The 22,311-nt window shown below is 65.6% G+C and carries 20 protein-coding genes; 9 read left to right on the forward strand and 11 right to left on the reverse strand.

Annotated features, from left to right (window positions below; translation table 11 throughout):
* Nucleotides 1-45 precede the first annotated feature (45 nt).
* The gene (locus CSC73_RS11845; RefSeq protein ID WP_163840638.1) at nucleotides 46-1,086 is read right to left on the reverse strand and encodes a glucokinase family protein; all 1,041 of its coding nucleotides are present in this window, start codon (nucleotides 1,084-1,086) and stop codon (nucleotides 46-48) included.
* A 400-nt stretch (nucleotides 1,087-1,486) separates the two neighbouring features.
* Here CSC73_RS11845 and CSC73_RS11850 point away from each other — a divergent pair, with 400 nt between their 5' ends.
* The 6 genes from CSC73_RS11850 to CSC73_RS11875 all read left to right on the forward strand — a co-directional run bounded on the left by CSC73_RS11850 (nucleotide 1,487) and on the right by CSC73_RS11875 (nucleotide 8,538).
* Nucleotides 1,487-2,767, forward strand: coding sequence for a sugar MFS transporter (locus CSC73_RS11850; RefSeq protein ID WP_163840639.1), 1,281 nt, complete (start codon nucleotides 1,487-1,489; stop codon nucleotides 2,765-2,767).
* Between the two features lie 46 nt (nucleotides 2,768-2,813).
* Nucleotides 2,814-3,875: a LacI family DNA-binding transcriptional regulator gene (locus CSC73_RS11855; protein ID WP_163840640.1), complete on the forward strand. Its 1,062-nt coding sequence runs from the start codon at nucleotides 2,814-2,816 to the stop codon at nucleotides 3,873-3,875.
* Nucleotides 3,876-3,889: 14 nt separating this feature from the next.
* Nucleotides 3,890-4,942 carry an SIS domain-containing protein gene (locus CSC73_RS11860; RefSeq protein ID WP_163840641.1) on the forward strand — a complete coding sequence of 351 codons (1,053 nt, stop codon included), beginning with the start codon at nucleotides 3,890-3,892 and terminating at the stop codon, nucleotides 4,940-4,942.
* The gene (gene nagA, locus CSC73_RS11865; RefSeq protein ID WP_163840642.1) at nucleotides 4,939-6,096 is read left to right on the forward strand and encodes an N-acetylglucosamine-6-phosphate deacetylase; all 1,158 of its coding nucleotides are present in this window, start codon (nucleotides 4,939-4,941) and stop codon (nucleotides 6,094-6,096) included. Before CSC73_RS11860 ends, nagA begins: the two co-directional genes overlap by 4 nt.
* Nucleotides 6,093-7,163: an acyltransferase family protein gene (locus CSC73_RS11870; protein ID WP_281352895.1), complete on the forward strand. Its 1,071-nt coding sequence runs from the start codon at nucleotides 6,093-6,095 to the stop codon at nucleotides 7,161-7,163. Before nagA ends, CSC73_RS11870 begins: the two co-directional genes overlap by 4 nt.
* Before the next feature lie 214 nt (nucleotides 7,164-7,377).
* Nucleotides 7,378-8,538, forward strand: a complete 1,161-nt coding sequence (locus CSC73_RS11875) for a PQQ-dependent sugar dehydrogenase (RefSeq protein ID WP_163840723.1) — start codon at nucleotides 7,378-7,380, stop codon at nucleotides 8,536-8,538.
* A 26-nt stretch (nucleotides 8,539-8,564) separates the two neighbouring features.
* On the opposite strand, the gene CSC73_RS11880 is transcribed toward CSC73_RS11875, so the two are convergent.
* From CSC73_RS11880 to CSC73_RS11895, 4 genes are all read right to left on the reverse strand, one after another.
* Complete coding sequence (locus tag CSC73_RS11880; protein ID WP_163840643.1) at nucleotides 8,565-9,482, reverse strand: hypothetical protein; 918 nt, start codon at nucleotides 9,480-9,482, stop codon at nucleotides 8,565-8,567.
* Entirely contained in the window at nucleotides 9,479-10,897 is a 1,419-nt protein-coding gene (locus CSC73_RS11885) for a glycosyltransferase family 2 protein (protein WP_211840874.1), read from the reverse strand. Before CSC73_RS11885 ends, CSC73_RS11880 begins: the two co-directional genes overlap by 4 nt.
* Before the next feature lie 182 nt (nucleotides 10,898-11,079).
* Nucleotides 11,080-12,309: a multifunctional CCA addition/repair protein gene (locus CSC73_RS11890; protein WP_163840644.1), complete on the reverse strand. Its 1,230-nt coding sequence runs from the start codon at nucleotides 12,307-12,309 to the stop codon at nucleotides 11,080-11,082.
* 193 nt (nucleotides 12,310-12,502) lie between these two features.
* Nucleotides 12,503-14,467 (reverse strand): transglycosylase SLT domain-containing protein, encoded by a 1,965-nt coding sequence (locus CSC73_RS11895; protein WP_163840645.1) that lies wholly within the window; start codon nucleotides 14,465-14,467, stop codon nucleotides 12,503-12,505.
* Nucleotides 14,468-14,567: 100 nt separating this feature from the next.
* Between CSC73_RS11895 and CSC73_RS11900 the strand changes: the two genes are divergently transcribed.
* Entirely contained in the window at nucleotides 14,568-15,365 is a 798-nt protein-coding gene (locus CSC73_RS11900; RefSeq protein ID WP_246197506.1) for a sulfite exporter TauE/SafE family protein, read from the forward strand.
* A 33-nt stretch (nucleotides 15,366-15,398) separates the two neighbouring features.
* Here the strand turns inward: CSC73_RS11900 and CSC73_RS11905 are convergent, their stop codons facing one another.
* The 4 genes from CSC73_RS11905 to CSC73_RS11920 all read right to left on the reverse strand — a co-directional run bounded on the left by CSC73_RS11905 (nucleotide 15,399) and on the right by CSC73_RS11920 (nucleotide 18,642).
* A complete protein-coding gene (locus CSC73_RS11905) occupies nucleotides 15,399-16,166 on the reverse strand; it encodes an endonuclease/exonuclease/phosphatase family protein (protein ID WP_163840646.1) in 768 nt (255 codons plus the stop codon).
* Nucleotides 16,167-16,183: 17 nt separating this feature from the next.
* Nucleotides 16,184-16,981, reverse strand: coding sequence for a thiol:disulfide interchange protein DsbA/DsbL (locus tag CSC73_RS11910; protein ID WP_163840647.1), 798 nt, complete (start codon nucleotides 16,979-16,981; stop codon nucleotides 16,184-16,186).
* 88 nt (nucleotides 16,982-17,069) lie between these two features.
* Nucleotides 17,070-17,696 (reverse strand): thiol:disulfide interchange protein DsbA/DsbL, encoded by a 627-nt coding sequence (locus CSC73_RS11915; RefSeq protein ID WP_163840648.1) that lies wholly within the window; start codon nucleotides 17,694-17,696, stop codon nucleotides 17,070-17,072.
* A gap of 97 nt (nucleotides 17,697-17,793) precedes the next feature.
* On the reverse strand, nucleotides 17,794-18,642 hold the full coding sequence (locus CSC73_RS11920; RefSeq protein WP_163840649.1) for a c-type cytochrome: 849 nt from the start codon (nucleotides 18,640-18,642) through the stop codon (nucleotides 17,794-17,796).
* Between the two features lie 174 nt (nucleotides 18,643-18,816).
* On the opposite strand from CSC73_RS11920, the gene yihA reads away from it, so the two are divergent.
* Entirely contained in the window at nucleotides 18,817-19,425 is a 609-nt protein-coding gene (yihA, locus tag CSC73_RS11925) for a ribosome biogenesis GTP-binding protein YihA/YsxC (protein WP_163840650.1), read from the forward strand.
* Nucleotides 19,426-19,480: 55 nt separating this feature from the next.
* Nucleotides 19,481-20,455: a polysaccharide deacetylase family protein gene (locus CSC73_RS11930; RefSeq protein ID WP_163840651.1), complete on the forward strand. Its 975-nt coding sequence runs from the start codon at nucleotides 19,481-19,483 to the stop codon at nucleotides 20,453-20,455.
* 64 nt (nucleotides 20,456-20,519) lie between these two features.
* Here the strand turns inward: CSC73_RS11930 and CSC73_RS11935 are convergent, their stop codons facing one another.
* Nucleotides 20,520-21,431, reverse strand: coding sequence for an ABC transporter permease subunit (locus CSC73_RS11935; RefSeq protein ID WP_163840652.1), 912 nt, complete (start codon nucleotides 21,429-21,431; stop codon nucleotides 20,520-20,522).
* Between the two features lie 172 nt (nucleotides 21,432-21,603).
* Nucleotides 21,604-22,299, reverse strand: a complete 696-nt coding sequence (locus CSC73_RS11940; protein WP_163840653.1) for a VIT1/CCC1 transporter family protein — start codon at nucleotides 22,297-22,299, stop codon at nucleotides 21,604-21,606.
* Between the last annotated feature and the right edge of the window lie 12 nt (nucleotides 22,300-22,311).

Genomic DNA, 22,311 nt, shown 5'->3' on the forward strand with positions numbered 1-22,311 from the left:
CCTGCCCCAGGCAGGTGGCCCGTGGTCGCTCCGACGACTTTTCTCCTACCCACCCTCACATTGGCCGAGGTACCAGTTCGCGGCGCCGATGACGCCGAGTTGTCCGTGCTCGACCAACCGCACGGGTATGCGTTCCAGCGCCGCGCGCATCGGTCCTTTGTTGAGGAACCGTTCGACGAAGCTGCTGTTCAAAAGGAATTCGCGGATCTGCGGCAGGATGCCGCCGGCCAGGTAGACGCCGCCCTGCGCGCCGTACAGCAGGGCCATGTCGCCGACCGCGCTGCCCAGCAGGCCGCAGAAAATCTCCAGGCTTTCGCGCGCCAGGGCGTCGCCGCCGGAGATCGCGGCGGCGGTGATCTCGCCGGGCGTCCGGTACCGGTTGCTGGATCCGCGCAAGGTGCACAAGGCGTTGTGCAGATTCATCAGGCCCGGGCCGGACAAAGCGTATTCGACCGGCACATGCGTGCGCTGCTTCAGCATTTCGGCCAGCAGCGCCATCTCGATGGCGTTGCCGGGGGTCAGTGCGGCATGGCCGGCTTCGGTCGCCAGCACCACGGCGCGCTTGCCGGTGGGAATCCACACCGCCGCGCCCAGACCGGTGCCGGGGCCCAGCACCAGCGTAGGACCGGCCGGTGCGGTCTCGGGCCCGGCGAGGCGCAGCACTTCGCTGGCGTCCACATAGGCCGCGGCATGGGCGACGGCTTCGAAATCGTTGACCAGGCGGAATTCGCGGAAGCCCAGGCGTTCGCGTATTTCCTGCGGCGACAGGCGCCAGGGCAGGTTGGCGGTGATCACGGTGCCGTCTTCCAGCGGATATCCGGCGCTGGCGATCACTCCGCGGCCGATGGTCTCGCCGCCCAGCGTGCCGATGAAATCCTGGATGATTTCCGCCAGCCCGGGGTATTGGGCGCAGACGTATTTGCGGTACTGGAGCACGGCGACGGGATGGGCGGGATCGTCGCTGCCCTGCACCAGGGCGATGCGTACGTGGGTGCCGCCCACATCGGCGGCGATGAACCGCTCATGCAGGGCGTCCAAGGAGCTGACCGGCAGTGGATTGGCGTTTGCGACCACACATCTCCCCATGTCTTCGCGAGCCGCGGCGCAGTAATCCGCAGGGCCATTGCGCCGGAGTGTGAGATTGGTCTGACAACGTTGTCAACAGGTGGTCATGAAAAACTGGCAGGCCTGACCAGGATGGTTGCATTAGTATCGATGCCAGTAATATTTTTGACCAATTCGACCCATTTTCGGATATTACTGTTCATATTCATGCGGATACCGCTGTCTCCATACGGTCAGCTTGCTGCGGTGCAAGAGAATCCAGGAGCCGGTATCGACCGCATTTCAGTGCTGCGCGGGCGTCCGAAGTGGCCTCCGGAAGAAAAGTATGACAACGTTGTTCCCAGTCAAAGCCGCAAAGCCGCCTCGGTAGAGCCGTTCGCCGGCGGTGGTGCGGCCACCGCCAGTTGGGGAGTCCATCGTCATGACTGCAGTACCTGCCAATGCCACCGTCGCCGCCAACCGGTATGTCGGTTCCATCGCCATCATCGGCTTGTTGTTCTTCATCATCGGCTTCTTCACCTGGATCAATGGACCGCTGATCCTTTTCGCAAAGGTCGCTTTCGATGTAAGCGATGCCTACGCCTTTCTCATCCCGAGCGCGTTCTACATTTCGTATTTCTGCCTGGCCTTGCCCTCGTCGGTGATCTTGAAGAAGACAGGCATGAAGAAAGGAATCGCGTTGAGCCTGCTGGTGATGGCAATCGGCGCGGCTATCTTTGGTCAGTTCACCACCGGTCGCTCCTACGCCGGAGCAGTCAGCGGAATCTTCATTCTCGGAGGTGGCTTAGCGCTGCTGCAGACCGCCATAAACCCTTACATCAGCATCCTAGGCCCGATCGAAGGCGCCGCACGTCGGATAGCGATCATGGGCATATGTAACAAGGTGGCAGGCGCGATAGCGACATACGGACTAGCGCGAGCAGTGCTGCACGGCATGGAAAATATTTCCGTGCAAGTTGAAAGTGCGCTGCCGGTGGAAAAAACGGAACTCCTGACCGAATTTGCCGGCCGTATCCACGGGCCCTACATGGCGATGGCTGGCGTGCTAGCCGTGCTGGCGATCGCGATCCTGTATTCCTCACTGCCCGAGCTTAAGGCCGAAGATGTCAACTCGTCTCCGGAATCGATCGACGAGCAGCGCAACAGCATTTTTTCGTTCCCGCACGTTTGGCTTGGGGCGCTATGCATATTCGTTTACGTGGGCGCTGAAGTAATGGCCGGAGACGCTATTGGCATATACGGTAAGAACCTCGGTCTCTCGCTCGATTATGCCAAGTACTTCACGATCGGAACTCTCGCTTGCATGCTGATCGGCTACGTCGTCGGCCTGCTGTTGATCCCCAAATACGTTTCCCAAGAGCGTTATCTTTCCATTTCGGCGATACTCGGGATCGCTTTCTCGATCGCCGCCATGTTCACGGATGGCTACCTCTCGGTAGCTTTCGTTGCAGCGCTTGGCTTCGCCAACGCCATCATGTGGCCAGCCATATTTCCTTTGGCGATCAAGGGTCTGGGGAGATTCACAGAGAAAGGATCGGCGCTGCTGATCATGGGCATCGCAGGCGGTGCGGTGGTCCCTCAGCTTTTTGCGCATTTCAAGGAGCTGTTCGACTTCCAAGTGGTGTTCGCCGTGCTGATGGTGGTGTGCTATGCCTATGTTCTGTTCTTTGCCCGACGCGGACACCGTGTCGGCATGAAATAGTGCGACCCTTACTGCCCGGCATTGGCTTCGCCAAGCGAGTCTTCATATGAATCAACCGCACACCCGAAGGCCCACCATCAAGGATGTCGCCGAACGCGCCAAGGTATCGCTGAAGACCGTGTCGCGCGTCATCAACAACGAACCCTCGGTCATGCAGGGCACGCGCGCGCGCGTGCTGCACGCCATCGCCGAACTGGATTACGAACCCGACCAGTCCGCACGCAACCTGCGCAGCGGGACGCCGTTCGTGGTCGGCCTGATCTACGACAACCCCAACCCGTACCACATCATCGGCGTGCAGAACGGCGTGCTGGCCGCGTGCCGGGAAACCGGTTTCGGCCTGCAGATCCATCCCTGCGATTCCACTTCGCCGCTGCTGGCCGAAGAACTGTCGGAACTGGTGCAGCGTTCGCGCCTGGCCGGCCTGGTGCTGACCGCACCGATGTCCGAAAGCATGGAACTGGTGCAGGCGCTGGCGGCGCGCGGAGTGAAACTGGTGCGCATCATCGCCGCCACCGAAGACCCCAACGACGGCTATCCCTGCGTGTATGTGGACGACCACGATGCCGCCTATGAGATCACCGAGCACCTGATCCAGCTCGGCCACCAGCGCATCGGCTTCCTCTGGGGCGGACTGGCGCACCGGTCCAGTATCGAACGCTACAACGGCTACGAGAAGGCGCTGAAGGATTACGGCATCACCCTGGACAAGCATCTGGTCGTACCTGGCGACTACACCTTCGACGACGGTTTCCGCGGCGCCCGGCGTCTGCTCGCTTTGCGCGAACCGCCGACCGCGATCTTCGGTTCCAACGACGAAATCGCCGCCGGCGTGCTCGCCGCCGCCAAATCGGCGGGCATGAACGTGCCCTACGATCTTTCCATCGCTGGCTTCGAGGACAGCCCGTTCTCCAAGCAGTCCTGGCCCGCATTGACCACCGCCAAGCAAGCCACCGAAGACATCGCCCGGCAGGCCGCGCGCCTGCTGATCGCCGGCTTGCGCCACGACGCCTACGACGAAAACCCCACGCCGCTGCACAACCAGGGCTTCGTGCCGCAACTGGTGGTGCGCGGCTCCACCGCGCCGGTACGCCCGCGCAACGATTGAAGTCAGCCATCCGCATGAACACCGTAGCAACCAACAACGTCCGTTTGCCCGCCCCCCACGACACCCTGATGTACGCCGAGGCTGCGCAGACCGCCGAGGTAGTCGCCGCGCAGTACGCGCGCAACGAAGCGGTCATCACCGCACTGGCCGAAGATCTGCGCCGCAACCCGCCGCCGTTCGTGGCGACCTGCGCGCGCGGCAGCTCCGATCATGCGGCCACCTACGCCAAATACCTGTTCGAGACGCAGCTGGGCATCGTCACCGCTTCGGCTTCGCCTTCCGTGGGTTCGGTCTACGAGGCGAAGCAGAAGCTGGAAGGCGCGCTGTATCTGGTCATCTCGCAATCGGGCAAAAGCCCCGACCTGCTGCGCAACGCCGAGGCCGCGCGCGAAGCCGGCGCGCGCGTGGTCGCCTTGGTGAACGTGGAGGATTCCCCGCTGGCGCAGCTGGCGCATACCGTGGTTCCGCTGCATGCCGGTCCCGAACGCAGCGTGGCGGCAACCAAGAGCTATCTGTCGTCGCTGTCGGCCATCCTGCAACTGGCCGCCTACTGGAAAAACCAGGCGCCGTTGCTCGACGCGCTGAAATCCTTGCCCGACAGCCTGCGCGCCGCGTGGCAGGCCGACTGGTCGCCGCTCACCGAAGGCCTGGTCGATGCACACAACCTGTTCGTCCTCGGCCGCGGTCTCGGCCTCGCCGCCGCGCAGGAAGCCGCGCTCAAGTTCAAGGAAACCTGCGGCCTGCACGCCGAAGCCTACAGTTCGGCGGAAGTGAAGCACGGGCCGATGGCGCTGGTGGGGCCGGGGTTCCCGGTGCTCTGCTTCGCGCAGCCGGATGAAACCGAGGCCGGCACACTGGCCCTGGCCAAGGAATTCCGGGGGCGCGGCGCGGAGGTCTGGGTATCGTCGGCACATGGAGATCTTCCATTGGTGAAAGCGCCGCATCCGGCCTGCGCACCGCTGCTGACCATCCAGAGTTTCTATCGCGCCATCAATGCCTTGGCGTTGCGCCGCGGGCACAATCCCGATGTGCCGCCGCATCTGAACAAAGTCACCGAGACCGTATGAACGGCAATCCGACCGACAGCGTCCTGGCCCTGTCCAACGGCCGCATCCTCACCGATCGCGGGATCGAGGAGGGTCTCGCGGTGCTGGTGCAGGCCGGGCGTATCGCCGCCGTGGTTTCCGAACACGAGGCTTTGCAGCGCGCCGACGATGCGTACGACCTGCAGGGCGCGACTCTGCTGCCCGGTTTCATCGATTGCCAGGTCAACGGCGGCGGCGGAGTGCTGTTCAACAATTCGCCGGACGCCGAATCGCTGCGGCGTATAGGTGCGGCGCACCGCCAGTTCGGCACCACCGGTTTCCTGCCCACCCTGATCAGCGACGATGCCGGCAGGATGCAGGAAGCCGTGGCCGCCACGCGCCTGGCGATCGCGCAAGGCGTGCCCGGCGTGCTGGGCATCCATCTGGAAGGCCCTTACTTGGCGCCAGCGCGCAAGGGCACCCACGACGCCAGCAAGTTCCGCGTGCCCGACGCGCAGGAGATCGAACTGGCCACCGCGCTGGACAACGGCATCACCCTGATCACGCTTGCGCCGGAGCGGGTGGGCGCCGATACGGTGCGTGCGCTGGTGCAGCGCGGCGCCATCGTCTGCGCCGGCCATACCGCCGCCAGCTACGAGGAAACCCGTACCGGCATAGACGCGGGCATCCGCGGCTTCACCCATCTCTTCAATGCCATGTCGCCCCTGACCGGCCGCGAGCCCGGCGCGGTCGGTGCGGCGATGGAAGATGCCGGCACCTGGTGCGGCGTCATCGTCGACGGCCACCACGTGCACCCGGCCAGCCTGCGCGTGGCGTTGAAGGCCAAAGCGCGCGGCAAAGTATTCCTGGTCACCGATGCCATGCCCCCGGTGGGCGCGGACGATCCCAGCTACGAACTCTATGGCGAAGTGATCACCGCCCGCGATGGCGTGGTCCGCAATGCGACGGGCACGTTGGCGGGGTCGGCATTGGACATGGCCACGGCGGTACGCAACAGCGTGCGCATTCTCGGTTTGCCGCTGGCAGAAGCGGCGCGCATGGCCTCGGCCTATCCCGCGGAGTTCCTGGGCATCGGCGACCGTTACGGCCGCATCGCACCAGGCTACCACGCCGATCTGGTGGCGTTGGACGCGGACCTGCAGGTCGCCGCCACCTGGATCGACGGCAACCGGTGACCGCACCGCGGCGCTTCGATTCGGTCGATGCGCTGCGCGGCATCACCGTGGCGGCGATGCTGCTGGTCAACAACCCGGGCGACTGGGGCCACGTGTACGCGCCGCTGCTGCATTCGGAGTGGAACGGCTGCACGCCGACCGACCTGGTGTTTCCGTTCTTCCTCTTCATCGTCGGCGTGTCGATCGCGTTGGGCATCGTTCCGCGTGTGGAGACGGGCGCCGGCATCGCTTCATTGCGGCGCGCGGTGATGCTGCGTGCAGCGAAGATCATCGGCCTGGGGTTGCTGCTGCACCTGCTGGCGTTCTGGCTGTTGGACAAGCCGTGGTTCCGGCCGTGGGGCGTGCTGCAGCGCATCGGCCTGTGCTTCGCGGCTGCGGGACTCCTGGCGACGCTGACCCGCGCCAAAGCGCAGTGGACCATCATCGCGACCCTGTTGCTGGGCTATTGGGCCTTGCTGGCGGCGGGCGGTTCGTTCGCACCTCTGGACAATCTGGCCAGCCGCATCGATACCGCGCTGCTGGGACCGATGGTCTATCAGTTCGATGCGGCCAGCGGCCGTGGCCATGATCCGGAAGGCCTGTTGAGTACGCTGCCCGCCATCGCCACCACGCTGCTGGGCGTACGCGCAGGCCAATGGCTGCGTGGCGGCGATGCGAAGCGACTGCTGTTGGCCGCGGTGATCGCACTGGCGGCCGGATTCGCCTGGTCGTACTGGTTCCCGTTCAACAAGAATCTGTGGACGTCCTCTTATGTGCTGTGGACGGCGGGCTGGGCCATGCTGGCGCTGGTCCTGTGCCATGCGCTGATCGATGTCGGGAAGTGGCCTGCGCTGGGCCGCCGTTTCGGAGCCAATGCCATCGCCGCCTATGTCGGATCGGCGGCTATGGTCTATGCGTTGGCGGGCCTGGATTGGTGGAAACCGATCTACCGTGTCGGCTTCAGCCAATGGATGAGCCCGCGTTTCGGGCCCTACTTGCCGTCGCTGGCCTTCGCCTTGGCGTTCGTGGGATTGTGGTGGGGCGTGGTGTATTGGATGGACCGCCGCCGCTGGTACCTCAAGCTCTGACCGCTTCCCGCATCCTTCTGCTTCCGATCACAGCTTTCTGCGCCGCATTGGAGTAGAAAGGCGGGCATCCCCCGGTGTGAGTGCCGCCATGCGCCCGTCTCCGTGCCTGCTTGCCTGCTGCTTGCTGTTGCTGACCGCGTGCGATCTGCCAGGCGCTGAGGACGACAGCAAACGTTCCGCGCAGGAAGCGCCCGAACGCGCTGCGCCCCGGCTTATGGCTTCCCCACGCGTCATGCCGGTGAATCGGCCGGCCGGCGTCCAGGCCAGCGCCGTCGCCCAGGCCGCGCCGGGGCAACCCCCTTCTATGGGCGGCAATCTGCCTGCCCGGCAGATTCCCAATCCCGCTTTCAAGAGCACCGAGGTGGCGCGGTTCGACCAGCCCTGGGCGATGACCTTCCTGCCCGATGGGCGCCTGCTGGTCACCGAGAAGCCGGGCAAGTTGCGGCTGATCGATGTCGCCACCAGACAGATCGGCGAAATCATCGGCGTGCCGGCCGTGGCCTATGGCGGGCAGGGCGGCTTGGGCGATGTGGTGCTGCATCCGCAGTTCGCCAGCAATCGCTGGGTCTATCTCAGTTATGCGGAAGAAGGTTCCGGCGGCGTACGCGGCGCAGCGGTAGCGCGCGCTACCTTGAACCTGGACGCCAGCGGCAACAACGGCAGCCTGTCCAACCTGCAGGTGCTGTGGCGGCAGATCAAGGTCAGCGGCGACGCGCACTACAGCCATCGCATCGCCTTCGACCGCGACGGCAAACTGTGGATCAGTTCGGGCGAACGCCAGAAGGGTACGCCGGCGCAGGATCTGCAATCCAACCTGGGCAAAATCATCCGCCTCAACGCCGACGGTTCGATTCCCGCCGACAATCCGTTCGCCAGTCAGGGCGGCGTTGCCGCCCAGGTATGGTCGTTGGGCCATCGCAACGTCTACGGATTGGTTTTCAACGCACAGGGCCAGCTGTGGGAACACGAAATGGGCCCGCAGGGCGGCGACGAACTCAACCTGATCGAGCGCGGCTCCAACTACGGATGGCCCGTCGTTTCCAACGGCAGCAACTACGACGGTAGCGACATTCCCGACCATTCCACCCGGCCGGAATTCAACGCGCCGGAAGCATGGTGGACGCCGGTGATCGCGCCGGCCGGCTTCATCATCTACGACGGCAATCTGTTTCCCTATTTCCGCGGCAACGGCTTCATCGGCGGGTTGGCGTCGACGGCGCTGATCCGCATCCAGTTCGACGGCAACACCGGCAGGGAAGTGTCGCGCTATCCGATGGGCCAGCGCATCCGCGAAGTGGAGCAGGGCCCCGATGGCGCGATCTGGCTGCTGGAGGACGGTTCGAACGTACGCTTGCTGAAGTTGACGCCGATCTGACAGCCGCGCATCGGTACCCACCGCGATCAAAGGTCGATCACGGCTTCCACGCTCACATAGCGGTAGGCGTAGCGGTCGGAGCCGGTCTCGTTGAGCACCGGCGTGTCCTTGTATCCCGCGTTGGCGCGCAGCCAGGCTCTCTTCCAGTGCGGGGTGTCCACGCCGACCTCCAGCATGCGCGCATTGCTCCAGCCTTCGCTGTCGCTGCGCTGGCGGCCGAAGCCCGCGGCCGCACGCCATTGGTAGCCGCCGTAGTGGCGGCGAAGCGCGACCACGCCCAGAACCTCTCCGTACCATTCCGGGGAGTAGTAGTCCCCTTCGCGCGCTTCGCTGTTGCGGAAGTAGCGGCTGCGCAATTGCACGCTGATGCCCTGTTCGGGCAAGGCCGCGAAGATCAGGTTGCCGCGCAGGTGCGTGCGCAGATTGTTGCCGGAACCGAAGTCCTGCAGGCCGACCAACCCAGTGGCCGTCCAGCGCTCGCCCATCGGTACGTCCACCGCTGCGCCAGCAAAGGTCTGCACCAGGCCGCGTTCGGCACCCTCGCGGGTCTCCAGGATTTCGCGTTCCAGGAAGAACTCCTTGCGGCGGGTGTCCTGGCTATGCAGCGAAGCGCTGCCCAGCAGCGCATCGCCATTGGTGCCCGCGTCCACTTTCCACCGCCACAGATCGCTACCGCCCGCGGCGCGGACATACAGACGCTCTTCGCTCTGCGACCAGCCATCGCCGGCGAAGCGCGCGCGTTCCACTTTCATCCCCAACCAGCGATCGTCGCTGTAGCGGCGCAGATCCCAGCCGAGTCCGTATTTCTGCGTCTGGTTGCCGTCGGCGTCCGAGGACAGCCACAGCTCCGGCCGGAGCGCCTGTTTCGGCGACGGCTGTTCGTCGGCGGCCGCCATGCCCGACAGCGCCATCAACAGCGCGAAAGCCAGCGGACCGCGCTTCATTTCGTGCCCCAGGTCTTGCGCAGGCGCAGCAGTTCGGCCGCGTAGCCCAGCACGCACACCGGTTGCAGCAGCATGGTGTAGCCGATCGAATAGAACAGGAAACCGCTGAGATTGCGCCGCACCCGCAGATCCTGTCGTTTGAACATCCGGGTCTGCACGCCGAAGATGACGATGTTCCACAGCATGGCCAGAGGCAGCACCAGCAACGTCATCAATCCTGCGATCCAGTAGTAGCCGAACAGCGCCAGCACCAGGCCGGGCAGGAACGCCAGCGTGTAGACCAGGTCCAGCGGCAGGAACAGCAGGTTCCACCAGATGAAAAGCGTGCTCATGCGCGGCGCGAACAGCAGCCGGCCATGCCGTGCGAAGGCTTCCATCAATCCGCGCGACCAGCGCTGGCGCTGGCGCGAGAATTGCCCGACCTTGGCGGGAACCTTGGTGAACAGGCAGGCGTCCTCGCAATAGCCGATGCGCGCGCCGGTGGCCAGCAGCGCCCACGACACCACGATGTCTTCGCCCACGCACTCGGGCCAGCCGCCCACTTGTTCCAGCGCCTGCCGCTCGTACAGAGAGAACGCGCCCTGCGCCACCAGCGTGCCGTGGTACATGCTTTGCATGCGCTTCACCGCGGCGATGCCGTGGAAATAATCCCATTCCTGCGCGCGGGTCAGCCAGTTGTCGCGCGAATTGCGCACCAGCACCGCACCGGCGACGGCCACCGTGCCGGGGGGGTCGGAAAGGTAGCGCTGCACGATCTTGCGCAGCGCGTCGGTGCGCAGGTAGGAGTCGCCATCGACGGTCAGCACGAGCTTCTGCTTGGTTTCGGCGAACCCGCGGTTCAACGCCGCCGACTTGCCGCGGTTGCGCGGCTGCGCCAGCACCCGGATCCGCATGCCCGGGCGCGAAAGCCGGGCGGCCGCCGCCTGCGCGATGGCCAGGCTGTCGTCGGTGGAACCGTCGTCGATCACCACCACCTCGACCTGGCCGGCGTAATCCTGCCGCGAGAGGCTGAGCAAGGTGTCTTCGATGTTCTCGCCTTCGTTGTAGCAGGCCACCAGCACGCACAGGTCCGGATACGCGGCGAATTCGCGCCTCGAAGGACGGCGATCGCTGAGGATCGAGCCGATCAGGAAGGCATTCATGAAGCCGGGCACATAGGCGATGAAAGCGATCACCACCAGCGCCACCGCGAACCCGGTGACGTGCGACAACTCGCCCAGCCAGGACTGCGACAGCCACACGCTGAAACCCATCCAGGCTGCGGCAAGCGTCAGGACCAGGGCGAATTTGAGCCGCAACGGCACGTACAGACCACCGCGCGCGGCCAATGCAGGCGTGAGCGAGAGTTCGCCGGTCAATTCGGGAAGAGAGCCGTCCGCCGGGTCGATCGGCGAGGTCGAATCGAGGTTGTACATATCCAGTGCCCAGGTGCTTATGGAGTAGCTGCACTGGAGTAAAAGCAATTATCGTGCCAGAGACGGAATCCCTCTCCTGTTGGGTTGCCGGGTCAGAGGGGGCAAGGGATTGGTCACGGAGGGCGAACTGCGTCACATTTTTACCGGCCACTGCCTTGCTGAGCCGGTGCGACGGAGCCGACTCAGCTTTCCGGGCGCCGTGCCTTCTGGATGGCGAGCAGCCGCGCCTTCTTCAGCGCCAGTCCGACTTCGGGGCCGGTGAGCGGGGTTTCGGTCAGGTCGCGGGCGTTCACCGCCAGCGCGGCGGCATGCAGGCGCTGCAGTTCGCGTCCCTGCGGATAGTCGGCGTCTTCGCTGCCCAAGCGGCCGCGCTTGTCGGTTTCGCAGACCAGGGCGAGTTGAGCGATGCGCTCCGGTTTGCGGAACGCGTCGCAACGCGTCAGCAGCTCCAGCACCGTGGCGTCGCGCAGTTCATTCAGCCGGTGCACGTTGAGATGCTCGCGGCAGGCCATGACCGCCAGCTCGCGATGCGCGGCCGGTACCTTGAGGCGTTCGCACAGCGCCTTCAACGGCGCGATACCGGCTTGCTCGTGGCCGATATGCTTTGGCAGCATATTTTGCGGCGTCAGCGCCTTGCCCAGGTCGTGGGTCAGCGCGGCGAAGCCGATCGTGTCATCGCCGGGGGCCAGCCGCGCGGCCATGTCGTTGACCATTTCCTGGTGCAGGCCGGTGTCTACTTCCGGATGGAACTCGGCGCGCTGCGGCACGCCGTACAACGCATCCACTTCAGGCAGCACTTGGGCCAGCGCACCGCAATCGCGCAAGGTACGAAGGAAGGCCGAGGGCGTGGCCGAACGCAGCGCACGCGCCAGCTCCTGCCAGACCCGTTCGGGCACCAGTTCGCCCAGCTCTCCGCCTTCGGCCATTTCCCGCATCAACGCCATCGTTTCCGGTGCGACCGTGAAACCGAGCCCCGCGAAGCGCGCCATGAAACGCGCGGCGCGCAGCACGCGCAGCGGATCCTCGACGAAGGCCGGCCCCGCATGCCGCAGTATGCGCGCTTGCACATCGCGCGCTCCGCCCAGCGGATCGAACAGATTGCCTTGTTCGTCCTGCGCGATAGCGTTGACGGTGAAGTCGCGCCGGGCCAGATCCTCTTCCAGCGTCACCGACGGATCGCTGTCCACCACGAAGCCGCGATAGCCGCGCCCGCTCTTGCGTTCGGTACGGGCCAGCGCGTATTCCTCGCCCGTGCGCGGGTGCAGGAACACGGGGAAATCGCGCCCGACCGGCTTGAAGCCCTGTGCCAGCATTTGCTCGGGCGTAGTGCCGACCACGACATGATCGCGGTCGCCGGGCTCAAGGCCCAGCAACTTGTCGCGTATGGCGCCGCCGACGAGGTAGGTTTTCATGGGGGGATGATGCCTTAGTTTTTCCTTCTCCCACCGGGAGAAGGTGGCGCGTAGCGACGGATGAGGGAGTGGGAGTGACTTGCCATCCAACTTTCACAACAAGCGGACGGTCCATTCCCTCATCCGCCCCCGTATCAAGTACGGGGCAGGCTCTTCGGGCACCTTCTCCCGGTGGGAGAAGGAAATCCAAAGCTCAGCTCTTCGGCAACTGCGCCGTCGGGCAGCTGAAGGATTTGCGCTTCGCATCCACGCGGCCGAGCATGCGGTCTGTCACCGGCAAGGCCTTGCCGTTCAAGCGCCAATCGTAGATCACGCTGAAGGCCAGCACGCGCGCCACGTACTCGCGGGTTTCCTTGTAGCTGATGGTTTCGATCCAGAAATCCGGGTCGTAGTTGGGACGTTGCGACTGCCAGCGCGCGGTGGGCGCCGGGCCGGCGTTGTAGGCGGCGATGGCCACGTACGGCGTGCCGTATTTGTTTTCCATCTGCCGCAGATAAGCGGTGCCCAGCATGATGTTGGTGTCCGAATCGTAGAGGCTGTTGGCGCCGCCCCAGGGCACGCCCAGGCTTCTGGCGGTGGCCGCCCCGGTGCTGGGCAGGACCTGCATCAGGCCCATGGCGTTGGCGCCCGAGCGCGCCTTGGGGTTGAAGATGCTTTCGGCGCGTATTTCGGCCGCGACCCAGGCCGGGTCGATGGCGTTTCTGGCCGCCTCGCGCTTGATGGTCTCGCCATGGTGCAGCGGGAAGCGCAGTTCGTAGAGGCGTTGTTCCTCCGGATTCTTGCCCAGCGAAAACACCGCGCGGTCGAACCAGCCGTTGTCGCGCGCCACTTCCACCGCCAGGCGGCGCTGGGTGTCGTCGAAGCGGGCCAGGGCGCTGTTCCATTCGCTGGTGGCCCAGCCGGGGCGTTCCAGTTTCCACAACTCCATCGCACGGACGATCGCCGGATCCTTGGCGATCGCGGCGCGGGCCTGCGCGCTGTCGTTGGGGATCCAGGCGCACAGCGCGTAGCCCTGATCGACACGGTCGGCCGCCAGGAAGCCGTGGAAGGTGGGCGACTTGGCCGCTTCGCGGAACAGGCGCTGGGCCTCTGCGTTGTCGCCGGTCTTTTCCGCCAGCCGTGCTTCGAAATAGCGCCAGCGCGAATCCTCGCGCTGCGTTTTGGGCATCTTGCGTATCGCGGCCAGCGCCGCGCGCCAGTCGCCGCGGGCCATGGCTTCGCGCACGCGCCATTCGTGCAACTTTTCGTCGTAGGCCGCTTCGGGCACGGCATTGAGGCGGCGCGCGGAATCCGGTTCGTACGACGCCACCGTCCACAGCGCCGCTTCGTACAGAACCTTGCCGCGTTCGCTTTCGCTCATGCCCAGCGCCGCGGCGTACTGCGGCAACTGCATTTCCGCACTGGCTGGCGAAGATTTGGCCAGACGCATCAGGCCGTACATGGCCATCTTGCGGCTGCGTTCGGTTTTCGGCCAGCCGAGCGCGCGCGCATGCACGCCGTCCAGGAACGCGGCGTAGTCGTTGGCCAGCGCGGCATCGGCCGGGGGCAATCCGCGCGCTGCGCTGCGCATGACCGCCGTTTGCTGTTCGGCGGCGGCCTTGTCGATACGCTCCCAGCGCAGGGCCGGCGTCAGTCCGCCGCTGGCGCCCAGCAGGGCGAACACGGGATCGCAGCTGTCCGGCAGCGACTTGCCGGTGCTGGTCCAGATTTTCTGCGCATCCAGCGTCCATTGCGCATCGGACTTGCCCAGGGCCTGGCGCGCGTTGAGTTCGGCGCATTGCAGGCCGACATTGGAAGTCGGTTTCCACGCCGCACGCAACGTGGGCCAGTCCTGCCGCCGGGAAAGGGCCGGCAGCCACACGCCGCGGAAAGCGTCGGCCACGGCCTGGCCTTCGTAGCGTTTGAGGAACGATTGCGCCCGGGCGGTGGGCAAGGTGTCGATGTCGCGTTTGAGATCTGCGAATTCCACCCAACCGTACAGCGGATGCGCGGTGAGGCCCGGGGGATACTGCGAAACGTCGAAGCGGCCGCTTTCCGCCGCTTGCAGCGCCGCCTGGATCTGCGGACGTTGCGCGTCCAGGTTTTGCGCCTGCGCGAGGCAGGGCGGCAAGAGGCCGGCGGCGGCAGCGAGTACGATAGCGAGGCTCGATCTTGTCATGGCCGAAATACTAAAGGATGGTGGATGAATCGCATGATCCGCCGCACGGGCGCGTGAATTGCGCATCGCATTAGCCGCATCGCATCAGTTTGGAGAGAACGTGTTCGAAGGAATCTGGATGTTCCCCTTGCTCGGCGCGGTCGCCGGCGTGTTGGCGGGATTGCTTGGCGTCGGCGGCGGATTGGTGCTGGTCGGGGCATTGGCCTGGTTGCTGCCCTTGTACGGCATCCCCAAAGAAGCGGCGATGCATGCGGCCCTGGCCAGTTCGCTGGCCAGCATCGTGTTGACCGCCGCTTCGTCCGCATATGCGCATCACGGCCGCGGCAGCGTGCTGTGGCCCACGGTGAAATGGATGGTGCCGGGCTTGTTGCTGGGCGGATGGCTGGGCAGCGGCATCGCGGTGAAGCTGGACGACCAGGTGTTGCGCTGGGTGGTGGCGGGTTATTGCTTGCTGGCCGCGGCGCAGTTGCTGTTCGGCAAGACCCGGGTCGGGGCCGATGGCGTCATGACGCCGCCGCCGACGGGCTTGCCCATGATCGCGGCGGGCGCCGGTATCGGCGCGGTATCGGCGGTGGTGGGCATCGGCGGCGGCAGCATGACCGTGCCTTTGCTGGTGTGGCGCGGGATCGCGCCGGTACGCGCGGTCGGCACTTCCAGCGCCTGCGGAGTGGCGATAGGGCTGGCCAGCGCCGTGGGCTATGCGCTGCATGCCCCAGCGGGTGCGCTGCCCGAATATTCGGTGGGCTATGTCTATCTGCCGGCCGCCATCGGGGTCGCAGTGGCGTCGGTGCTGTCGGCGCCTTACGGCATGCGCCTGGCGCATCGGATCAGCGGGTTGGCTTTGAAGCGGGTATTCGCCTTGTTCCTGGTAACGGTTGCAGTCACTTTGCTGGTATGAACCTGGAGCTGGGTTCGATCAATCCGGCGCGGCTCAGCGCAGCGCTGCCTGCGGCACGTCGATGCTCATCGCCAGGGCCAGGTGGTCGGAAAAAGCGGCGGGAATGGCGCGCGCATCGGCGAACTCCAGGCGCTCGCTGACCAGGATGTGGTCGATGGCCCGTTGCGGACGCCAGCTGGGGAAAGTGGGCACGCAGAAGGCCGGCGGACGCAGGTGCGTGCGGGTGTACAGCAGATCCATTTCCGGCCGGTCCGGCACGCAATTGAAGTCGCCCATCAGCACCGCATGCGGGTGGTCGGCCAGCAGCTCGGCGATGAACGCCAGTTGCGCGCGGCGCGAGGTTGCGCCCAGCGACAGATGCGCCACCGCCACCACCAGGCCTTCGTCGCCGTCGCCGAAGCGCGCCATCAGCACGCCGCGCCCGCCGATGCGGCCGGGCAGGGCATGGTCGCTGACTTCCACCGGTTCCAGTTTGCTCAGCAGGCCGTTGGCGCTGGAGGCCACGCGGCCGACGTTGCGGTTGGGCTGGTGGCTCCAGTAATCGAAACCGCCCTGTTCGGCCAGGTAGTGGGTCTGGTTGGTGAACCCGGAGCGCAGGCTGCCGGGATCGGCTTCCTGCAGGCCGACGATGTCGTGCTCGCCGGCCATCTTGGCTATCGAATCCAGGCTCACGCGCTTGTTGCCTGCCGGCAGCGCGTGCGACCAGCTGCGGGTCACATAGTCGCTGTAGCGGCGGGTGCTGGAACCCGCCTGGATGTTGGCGCTGAGCAGCTTGAGCCGGCGCGTGTCCGCTGCGGTCATGGGGGCGACCGGTCGGATTACTTCGCCGCACCCGATTGCGCGGCGCGTTCCCTGGCGATCAGATGATCGGCGATGCGCAGCATGTCTTCCCAGCTGCGGCCCTTGATCAGGTACTTGCCATTGACGATCAGGGTGGGCGTGCCTTCCACCTTGCTACGCATCATGAACTGGTTGGCCTTGTTGATCCGGCCGGCCACCGCGAAGCTTTTCATGGTGTTGAGGAACTGCTCGGCGCTCACGCCGTACTGGGTGTAGAACGCGGCTACCTTGGCCTCGTCGGGCTTGTCGCCTTCGGCCGGAATGCTGTGCTTCAGGTGGATCGCTTCGTACACGGCCTGGTGGCTCTTTTCTTCGATGCCCAGCGATTCGGCGGCGAAGAAGGCCTTGGCGTAGGGAACGAAGTCCGGCCGGAATTGCGCCGGCACGTAGACCAGATTCACGTCGGCCGGCTGCTTGGCCTTCCAGCTGCGCAGGGTGGGATCGAAGGCATAGCAGGCCGGGCAGATGTAGTTGAACATCTCGACCACTTCGATCTTGCCATCGACCGGCTGCCAAGGCTGGCCGCCGTCGATGTCCAGGTAATCGGTGCCAGCCACCGGCTCAGCGCCTTGCGGAGCCACCACCGGATTGTTGTTGGGTGCGTCGGGTTCGGGGGCAGCGGTTTCGGCGGGCGGCGCGGCACCGGTCGCAGCGGCGATCGTGGGCGCTGCATCGGCGGGCGCCGGGGCTGCGGCCTCTGCCGGGGTTTCGGTCTTCGAGCAGGCCGCCATCACTGGTAGCAGCAGCGACAACATCAGAGCGTGATGGATTCTCATGCTTGGATCCTAGGAGGGGTGAGAAGGGGCGGTCGTTTCTTGAGTGCCTGCATCTTTTACAGAAGCACTGTTTATCAGAGCACGGCGATTATTTCCGGGCGCGCTCCCGCGCAATCAGGAAATCGGCGGTGCGCAGGGTGTCCTCGAAGGAGTTCGCGGTCACCCGGTACTTGCCGTTGACGACCAGCGTGGGGGTGCCTTCGATGCCGGTGGCCAGGGCGAAGGCCTTGGAACGCTCCAGCAGCAGATCCGTCGCCGGGCTTTCCATCGCGGCGACGAAGGCCTGCGGGTCGACGCCGTAGTTGCTGGCGTACCAGCTGGCGATCTCGTTGGAAGAGGCGTTCTGGATCGGCAGGCTGCCTTGTTCGTGCAGCGCCTTGAACATCGCATCGTGGGTCTTGGCCAGCACCCGCAGCTTGGCCGCCGCGTAGTAGGCGCGGGCGTAAGGCGTCCAGTAGCCGCCGAACGCGGCGGGCACCGGGGTGAAGCGCACCCAGGAAGGCTGCTTCTTGTGCCAGGCGCCGACCACGGGCTGGAAGTGCGCGCAATGGATGCAGGTGTAGCCGAAGACCTCGACCACTTCCACCTTGCCATTGAGCGGCGCGTAGGGCTTGCCGTCCGCGATCTCCACGTAGTCCACGCCGGCGACCGGGTCGGCGGCGAAGGCGGACAGCGGCAGCAACGCCAGCAGCAGCAAGACAAAGCGCAGTTTCATCGGGCGACCTCGTGGCACAAAAAGAAACGCCGGCCATGATCGGGCCGGCGCAATGAACAAGAGCTGTGATCCACGGACCGCGCAGGGCGCGAAAGGTTCACGACTGCTGCGGTGCGGGCTCGGCGGCAGGTGCGGGCGGAGCGGCGGGCGCGGGCGCTGCCGGTGCGGGCGCTGCCTTGCCGGCCGAAGCGGCGGCATCGTCGGCGCGGTTGTGCAGACCCTGCAGGTAGGTGCCCAGCGCCTGGATTTCCTGGTCGGTCAGCTTGTTGGCGACCTGGGCCATGATGTTGAACAGCGCCGGGTCCTTTTCGGTGGTGGTGCCGGTGCGGTATTCCTGCAGGCGCCGCGCCGCGTAGTCCTGGCGCTGGCCGCCCAGGTGCGGGTAGGCCGGGCCGGGGTTGCCGGCGCCGCTGGGGCCGTGGCAGGCCATGCACGCGGGAATGCCGCGGGCAACGTCGCCGCCGCGATACAGCTGCTGGCCCACTTCGTAGAACTTCATGCCCTTGTAGGCGCCGTCGGCGATCACGGTGTCGTCGGCCAGGCCTGCGCCGGCTTTCTGAGTGGCGAAGTAAGCGCCGATGTCGCGCATGTCCTGCGGGGTCAGGTCTTTCACGAACGGGACCATGGCCACCGCCGTGCCGGTGCGCTGGCCGCTGGCGATCAGGGCGATCTGGTGGGCGATATAGCGTTCGCTCTGGCCGGCAATGCGTGGGTATTGCGGATCGCTGCCGTTGCCGTCGGCGCCATGGCAGGCGGCACAGGCCGAGGCCTTGGTCTGGCCGGCCTTGGCATCGCCCCAGGTGGTCTTGCTGAGATCGATCTCCAGCGGCGCGGTCACCACGGGCGCGTTGTCCGGCAGCGGAGCCACGGTGGTCTGGGCGAATGCCACCGCACCCACGGCCGCAATGGCCAGTCCGGCAAGTCCAAAAACGCGAGCGTGGCGCATGCTAAAGCTCCGGGAATATCGAAAAAAGCGGCGTCGTGCGGCGGCCGCGAAACAGGGGAATTATCGTCGGGGCAGGCCTTGCGGGTCAATGAAAGCGGGCGTCGCCGGCTTTTTGCGGGCTTTTCCCCAGTCGTGGCGACGCCGGTGCGGCCGTCGCCATGCCATCCTAGTGGCATGTCCAACCCCCTAGAAAAAGCCAAATACCTGCTGGCGGCGCACATTCCCAGCCAGCTTCCCGCCGACATCGGCCATGAAGTCGCCTTCGCCGGCCGCTCCAACGCCGGCAAGTCCACCGCGCTCAACGCGCTGACCCGGCACAAGGCGCTGGCGCGGGTCTCCAAGACCCCCGGTCGCACCCAGCAGCTGGTGTTCTTCGAAATCGAGCAGGACAAATACCTGGTCGACCTGCCCGGCTACGGTTACGCCAAGGTGCCGCATGAGCTGAAGGACCATTGGCAGGCGTTCCTGGACCGCTACTTCCGCACCCGCAATGCCCTCAAGGGCCTGGTGGTGGTGATGGACATCCGCCACCCGCTGAAGGAATACGACCGGCACATGCTCAGCTATGCGGTGGAGCGCGGTATCCCGGCCCATGCGCTGCTCACCAAGGCCGACAAGCTGGGCCGCGGCCAGCAGGCCAACGCGCTGCAGGCGGTAAAGAAGGAACTGTTCTCTCTGTTCGGCGAAACCGTCAGCGTGCAGACCTTCTCCGGCGAATCCAAGCAAGGCGTGGACGAGGCGCGCGCGGTGGTGAACGGGTGGCTGGGGTTCCCGCAAGTCTAGGATTCCGATTCGCGGCTATCCTCTTCGGCCCGCTTCCCCCCTAAGGACTTTGCGCATGCGGCTACTGGTCTTTTTGTTTTGGCTCTGCGCATGGCTGCCCACGTTCACGGCGCACGCGGCCGGGAGTACCGACCGCCGCATCGCCGTCACCATCGACGATCTGCCGTGGGCACGACTGGAGGGCATCACCCCGCCTGATCTGCAGGCGCGTCATGAGCGTTTGATCGCGGCATTGAAGCAGGCGGGCGTGCCCGGCATCGGCTTCGTCAACGAAAACAAGCTGGAAATCGACGGCAAAGTCGATCCCCGTCGCGTGGCGATGCTGCGCGACTGGCTGGACGCCGGTTACGAGCTGGGCAACCACACCTACGCGCATGTCGATCTGCACGTGGTCGGCATACCGGCTTATGAGAAAGACATCCTCGACGGCGAGCGGCAACTGCGCCCACTGCTGGCCGAACGGGGAATGGCGCCGCGCTGGTTCCGCCATCCCTACCTGCGCGCGGGCCGCACGGCGGCCGACAGGGCCGGGGTGGTGGAATTCCTGGCCCGGCACGGTTACCGCATCGCGCCGGTCACCGTGGACAACGGCGAATGGGTCTGGGCCTTCGCCTACGCCAACGTGATGAACGCGCAAGCCGACACGCCCGAACGCGAAGCGTTGCTGCTGCGTCTGCGGCTGGGCTACGTACCCTACATGCTCAACAAGCTGGATTACTACGAAGCGCAATCGCAACAGCTGCTGGGCTACGCGCTGCCGCAGATATGGCTGATGCATGCCAACGAGCTCAATGCCGACAGCTTCGTGGAGCTGATCGCGGCCGCGCGCCGTCGCGGTTACCGCTTCATCTCCGTGGATGAAGCGATGCGTGATCCTGCTTATGCGCGTCCCGATGGTTACAACGGCCGCTACGGCCCCAGTTGGCTGCACCGCTGGGCGATGGCCGAGAAGAAACCGAAGGAGTTCTACGCGGGCGAGTCCGTCGTGCCGAAGTGGGTGCTGGATCTGGCCGACGTGGACTCGGAGTAGGTCGGGGCTACGCCCCCGACGCTCATGATGCACGCCCGGCGAGCGTCGGGGGCGTAGCCCCGACCTACTGGTCAAGGCGCGGGTCCATCCATCCGCGCAGCGCGTCCACCAGGGCGTTGATCGCCACGATCAGCGCGCCCACCACCAGCACCACGCCCAGCACCAGGGTGTAGTCGCGGTTCAAGGCGCCCTGCACGAAGTAGCGGCCCATGCCGGGAATTCCGAACACCTGTTCGACCACCGCAGAGCCGGTCACCACGTTGATCAATGCAGGCGACAGCCACGCCACCACCGGCAGCAATGCGGGCTTCAACGCGTGCGAGAACAACAGGCGCGTCTCCGAAAATCCACGTGCGCGTGCGGCACGCAGGTAATCCGCGGAAAGGGTTTCCAGCATCGAAACGCGGGTCAGCCGCGCGCAATAGGCGATGTTGGGCAGGGCCAGCGCGATCACCGGCAGCACCAGGTTGTTCCACTGGCCCCAGCCGCCGGCCGGCAGCCAGTGCAGAGTCACCGCGAACAGCAATACCAGCAGCGGCGCGGCGACGAACTTCGGGATCGCCAGACCCAATCCGGCAAGCAGCATCAGGCTGCGGTCGATCCACTTGCCCGCCCGCAACGCGGCGAATACTCCAAGGGGAATTCCCAGCAGCAACGCCAGCAGCAGCGCGAGTCCGCCATTGAGCGCCGACACCGGCAGCGCCTGGGCGATCAACTGGTTGACGGTGTAGTCCGGATACTGGAACGAAGGACCCAGGTCGCCGCGCATCACATCGCCCAGCCATGCGCCGTACTGCGCGATGAGAGGCTGGTCCAGCCGGTATTGCGCGGCGAGCGCGGCCTGCACTTCGGGCGGTGCGGATTTTTCGGTATCGAACGGGCCGCCGGGCGCGGCGCGCAGCAGCACGAAGCAGAGCGTCGCCAGCAGCCATAACGTTATCAATGCTTCCAGCAGGCGGGAAAGCAGGCGCTTCACAAAATAATCCCGTCATCCCGGCGAATGCCGGGACCCAACTCAACGCTGAAACGATCCCACCGCGAGCAAATGGCATCGACTGAAAGTTGGGTCCCGGCGTTCGCCGGGATGACGATACTTGAGGTGCGGCGCCGCGTATACGCCATGCATTCTTGGCCCGTTCGGTATCGCACTACACACGCACATCGAACAAGTTGCCGATCAAGTGCGAAGCCGCCATCGCCATCGCTCCCCAGAAACCCACCCGCCACGCACCCCGCAGCAAAGGCGCGCCGCCAGCGTAGGCGGCCAAAGCGCCGGAGACGAAAAGGCTGGCCAGCGTGACCGCGATGGTCGCCATGCCGACATTCTCTGTCGGCACCAGCAACACCGCAGCCAGCGGCACCAGTGCGCCCACGGTGAAAGCGGCTGCCGAAGCCATGGCCGCCTGCACGGGGCGGGCGCGCAAGGTTTCGGTGATGCCCAGCTCATCGCGCGCATGCGCGCCCAGAGCGTCGTGCGCGGTCAGCTGTTCGGCGACCTGATGCGCAAGCGCGGGAGTCAGGCCGCGGCGCACATAGATATGCGCCAGTTCGGCGAGTTCGGTGTGCGGATCATCGGCCAGCTCGTGCTTTTCCCGCGTCAGGTCCGCTTTTTCGGTGTCGGCCTGCGATTGCACGGAAACATATTCGCCCGCCGCCATGGACATGGCGCCCGCCACCAGGCCTGCTACTCCGCTGGTCAGGATCACGGCATGGCTGGCGCCGCTTGCCGCCACGCCCACCACCAGGCCGGCGACGGAAACGATGCCGTCGTTGGCGCCCAATACCGCCGCACGCAGCCAGCCGACGCGGTTGGAGCGGTGCACTTCACGATGTCTGGCGCGCATACGGGCTTCCTC

The organism is Pseudoxanthomonas sacheonensis, from assembly GCF_010093305.1.
Classification (GTDB): Bacteria; Pseudomonadota; Gammaproteobacteria; order Xanthomonadales; family Xanthomonadaceae; genus Pseudoxanthomonas_A; species Pseudoxanthomonas_A sacheonensis.

What these genes read in the sequence shown, in the direction of transcription:
- CSC73_RS11850 (WP_163840639.1), top strand. Translation starts at nt 1,487, where the DNA reads ATGACTGCAGTACCTGCCAATGCCACCGTCGCCGCCAACCGGTATGTC.
- CSC73_RS11885 (WP_211840874.1), bottom strand. Translation starts at nt 10,897, where the DNA reads ATGTACAACCTCGATTCGACCTCGCCGATCGACCCGGCGGACGGCTCT.
- CSC73_RS11855 (WP_163840640.1), top strand. Translation starts at nt 2,814, where the DNA reads ATGAATCAACCGCACACCCGAAGGCCCACCATCAAGGATGTCGCCGAA.
- CSC73_RS11880 (WP_163840643.1), bottom strand. Translation starts at nt 9,482, where the DNA reads ATGAAGCGCGGTCCGCTGGCTTTCGCGCTGTTGATGGCGCTGTCGGGC.
- CSC73_RS11845 (WP_163840638.1), bottom strand. Translation starts at nt 1,086, where the DNA reads ATGGGGAGATGTGTGGTCGCAAACGCCAATCCACTGCCGGTCAGCTCC.
- CSC73_RS11890 (WP_163840644.1), bottom strand. Translation starts at nt 12,309, where the DNA reads ATGAAAACCTACCTCGTCGGCGGCGCCATACGCGACAAGTTGCTGGGC.
- CSC73_RS11860 (WP_163840641.1), top strand. Translation starts at nt 3,890, where the DNA reads ATGAACACCGTAGCAACCAACAACGTCCGTTTGCCCGCCCCCCACGAC.
- CSC73_RS11940 (WP_163840653.1), bottom strand. Translation starts at nt 22,299, where the DNA reads ATGCGCGCCAGACATCGTGAAGTGCACCGCTCCAACCGCGTCGGCTGG.
- yihA (WP_163840650.1), top strand. Translation starts at nt 18,817, where the DNA reads ATGTCCAACCCCCTAGAAAAAGCCAAATACCTGCTGGCGGCGCACATT.
- CSC73_RS11920 (WP_163840649.1), bottom strand. Translation starts at nt 18,642, where the DNA reads ATGCGCCACGCTCGCGTTTTTGGACTTGCCGGACTGGCCATTGCGGCC.
- CSC73_RS11930 (WP_163840651.1), top strand. Translation starts at nt 19,481, where the DNA reads ATGCGGCTACTGGTCTTTTTGTTTTGGCTCTGCGCATGGCTGCCCACG.
- CSC73_RS11910 (WP_163840647.1), bottom strand. Translation starts at nt 16,981, where the DNA reads ATGAGAATCCATCACGCTCTGATGTTGTCGCTGCTGCTACCAGTGATG.
- CSC73_RS11895 (WP_163840645.1), bottom strand. Translation starts at nt 14,467, where the DNA reads ATGACAAGATCGAGCCTCGCTATCGTACTCGCTGCCGCCGCCGGCCTC.
- CSC73_RS11905 (WP_163840646.1), bottom strand. Translation starts at nt 16,166, where the DNA reads ATGACCGCAGCGGACACGCGCCGGCTCAAGCTGCTCAGCGCCAACATC.
- nagA (WP_163840642.1), top strand. Translation starts at nt 4,939, where the DNA reads ATGAACGGCAATCCGACCGACAGCGTCCTGGCCCTGTCCAACGGCCGC.
- CSC73_RS11875 (WP_163840723.1), top strand. Translation starts at nt 7,378, where the DNA reads ATGGCTTCCCCACGCGTCATGCCGGTGAATCGGCCGGCCGGCGTCCAG.
- CSC73_RS11915 (WP_163840648.1), bottom strand. Translation starts at nt 17,696, where the DNA reads ATGAAACTGCGCTTTGTCTTGCTGCTGCTGGCGTTGCTGCCGCTGTCC.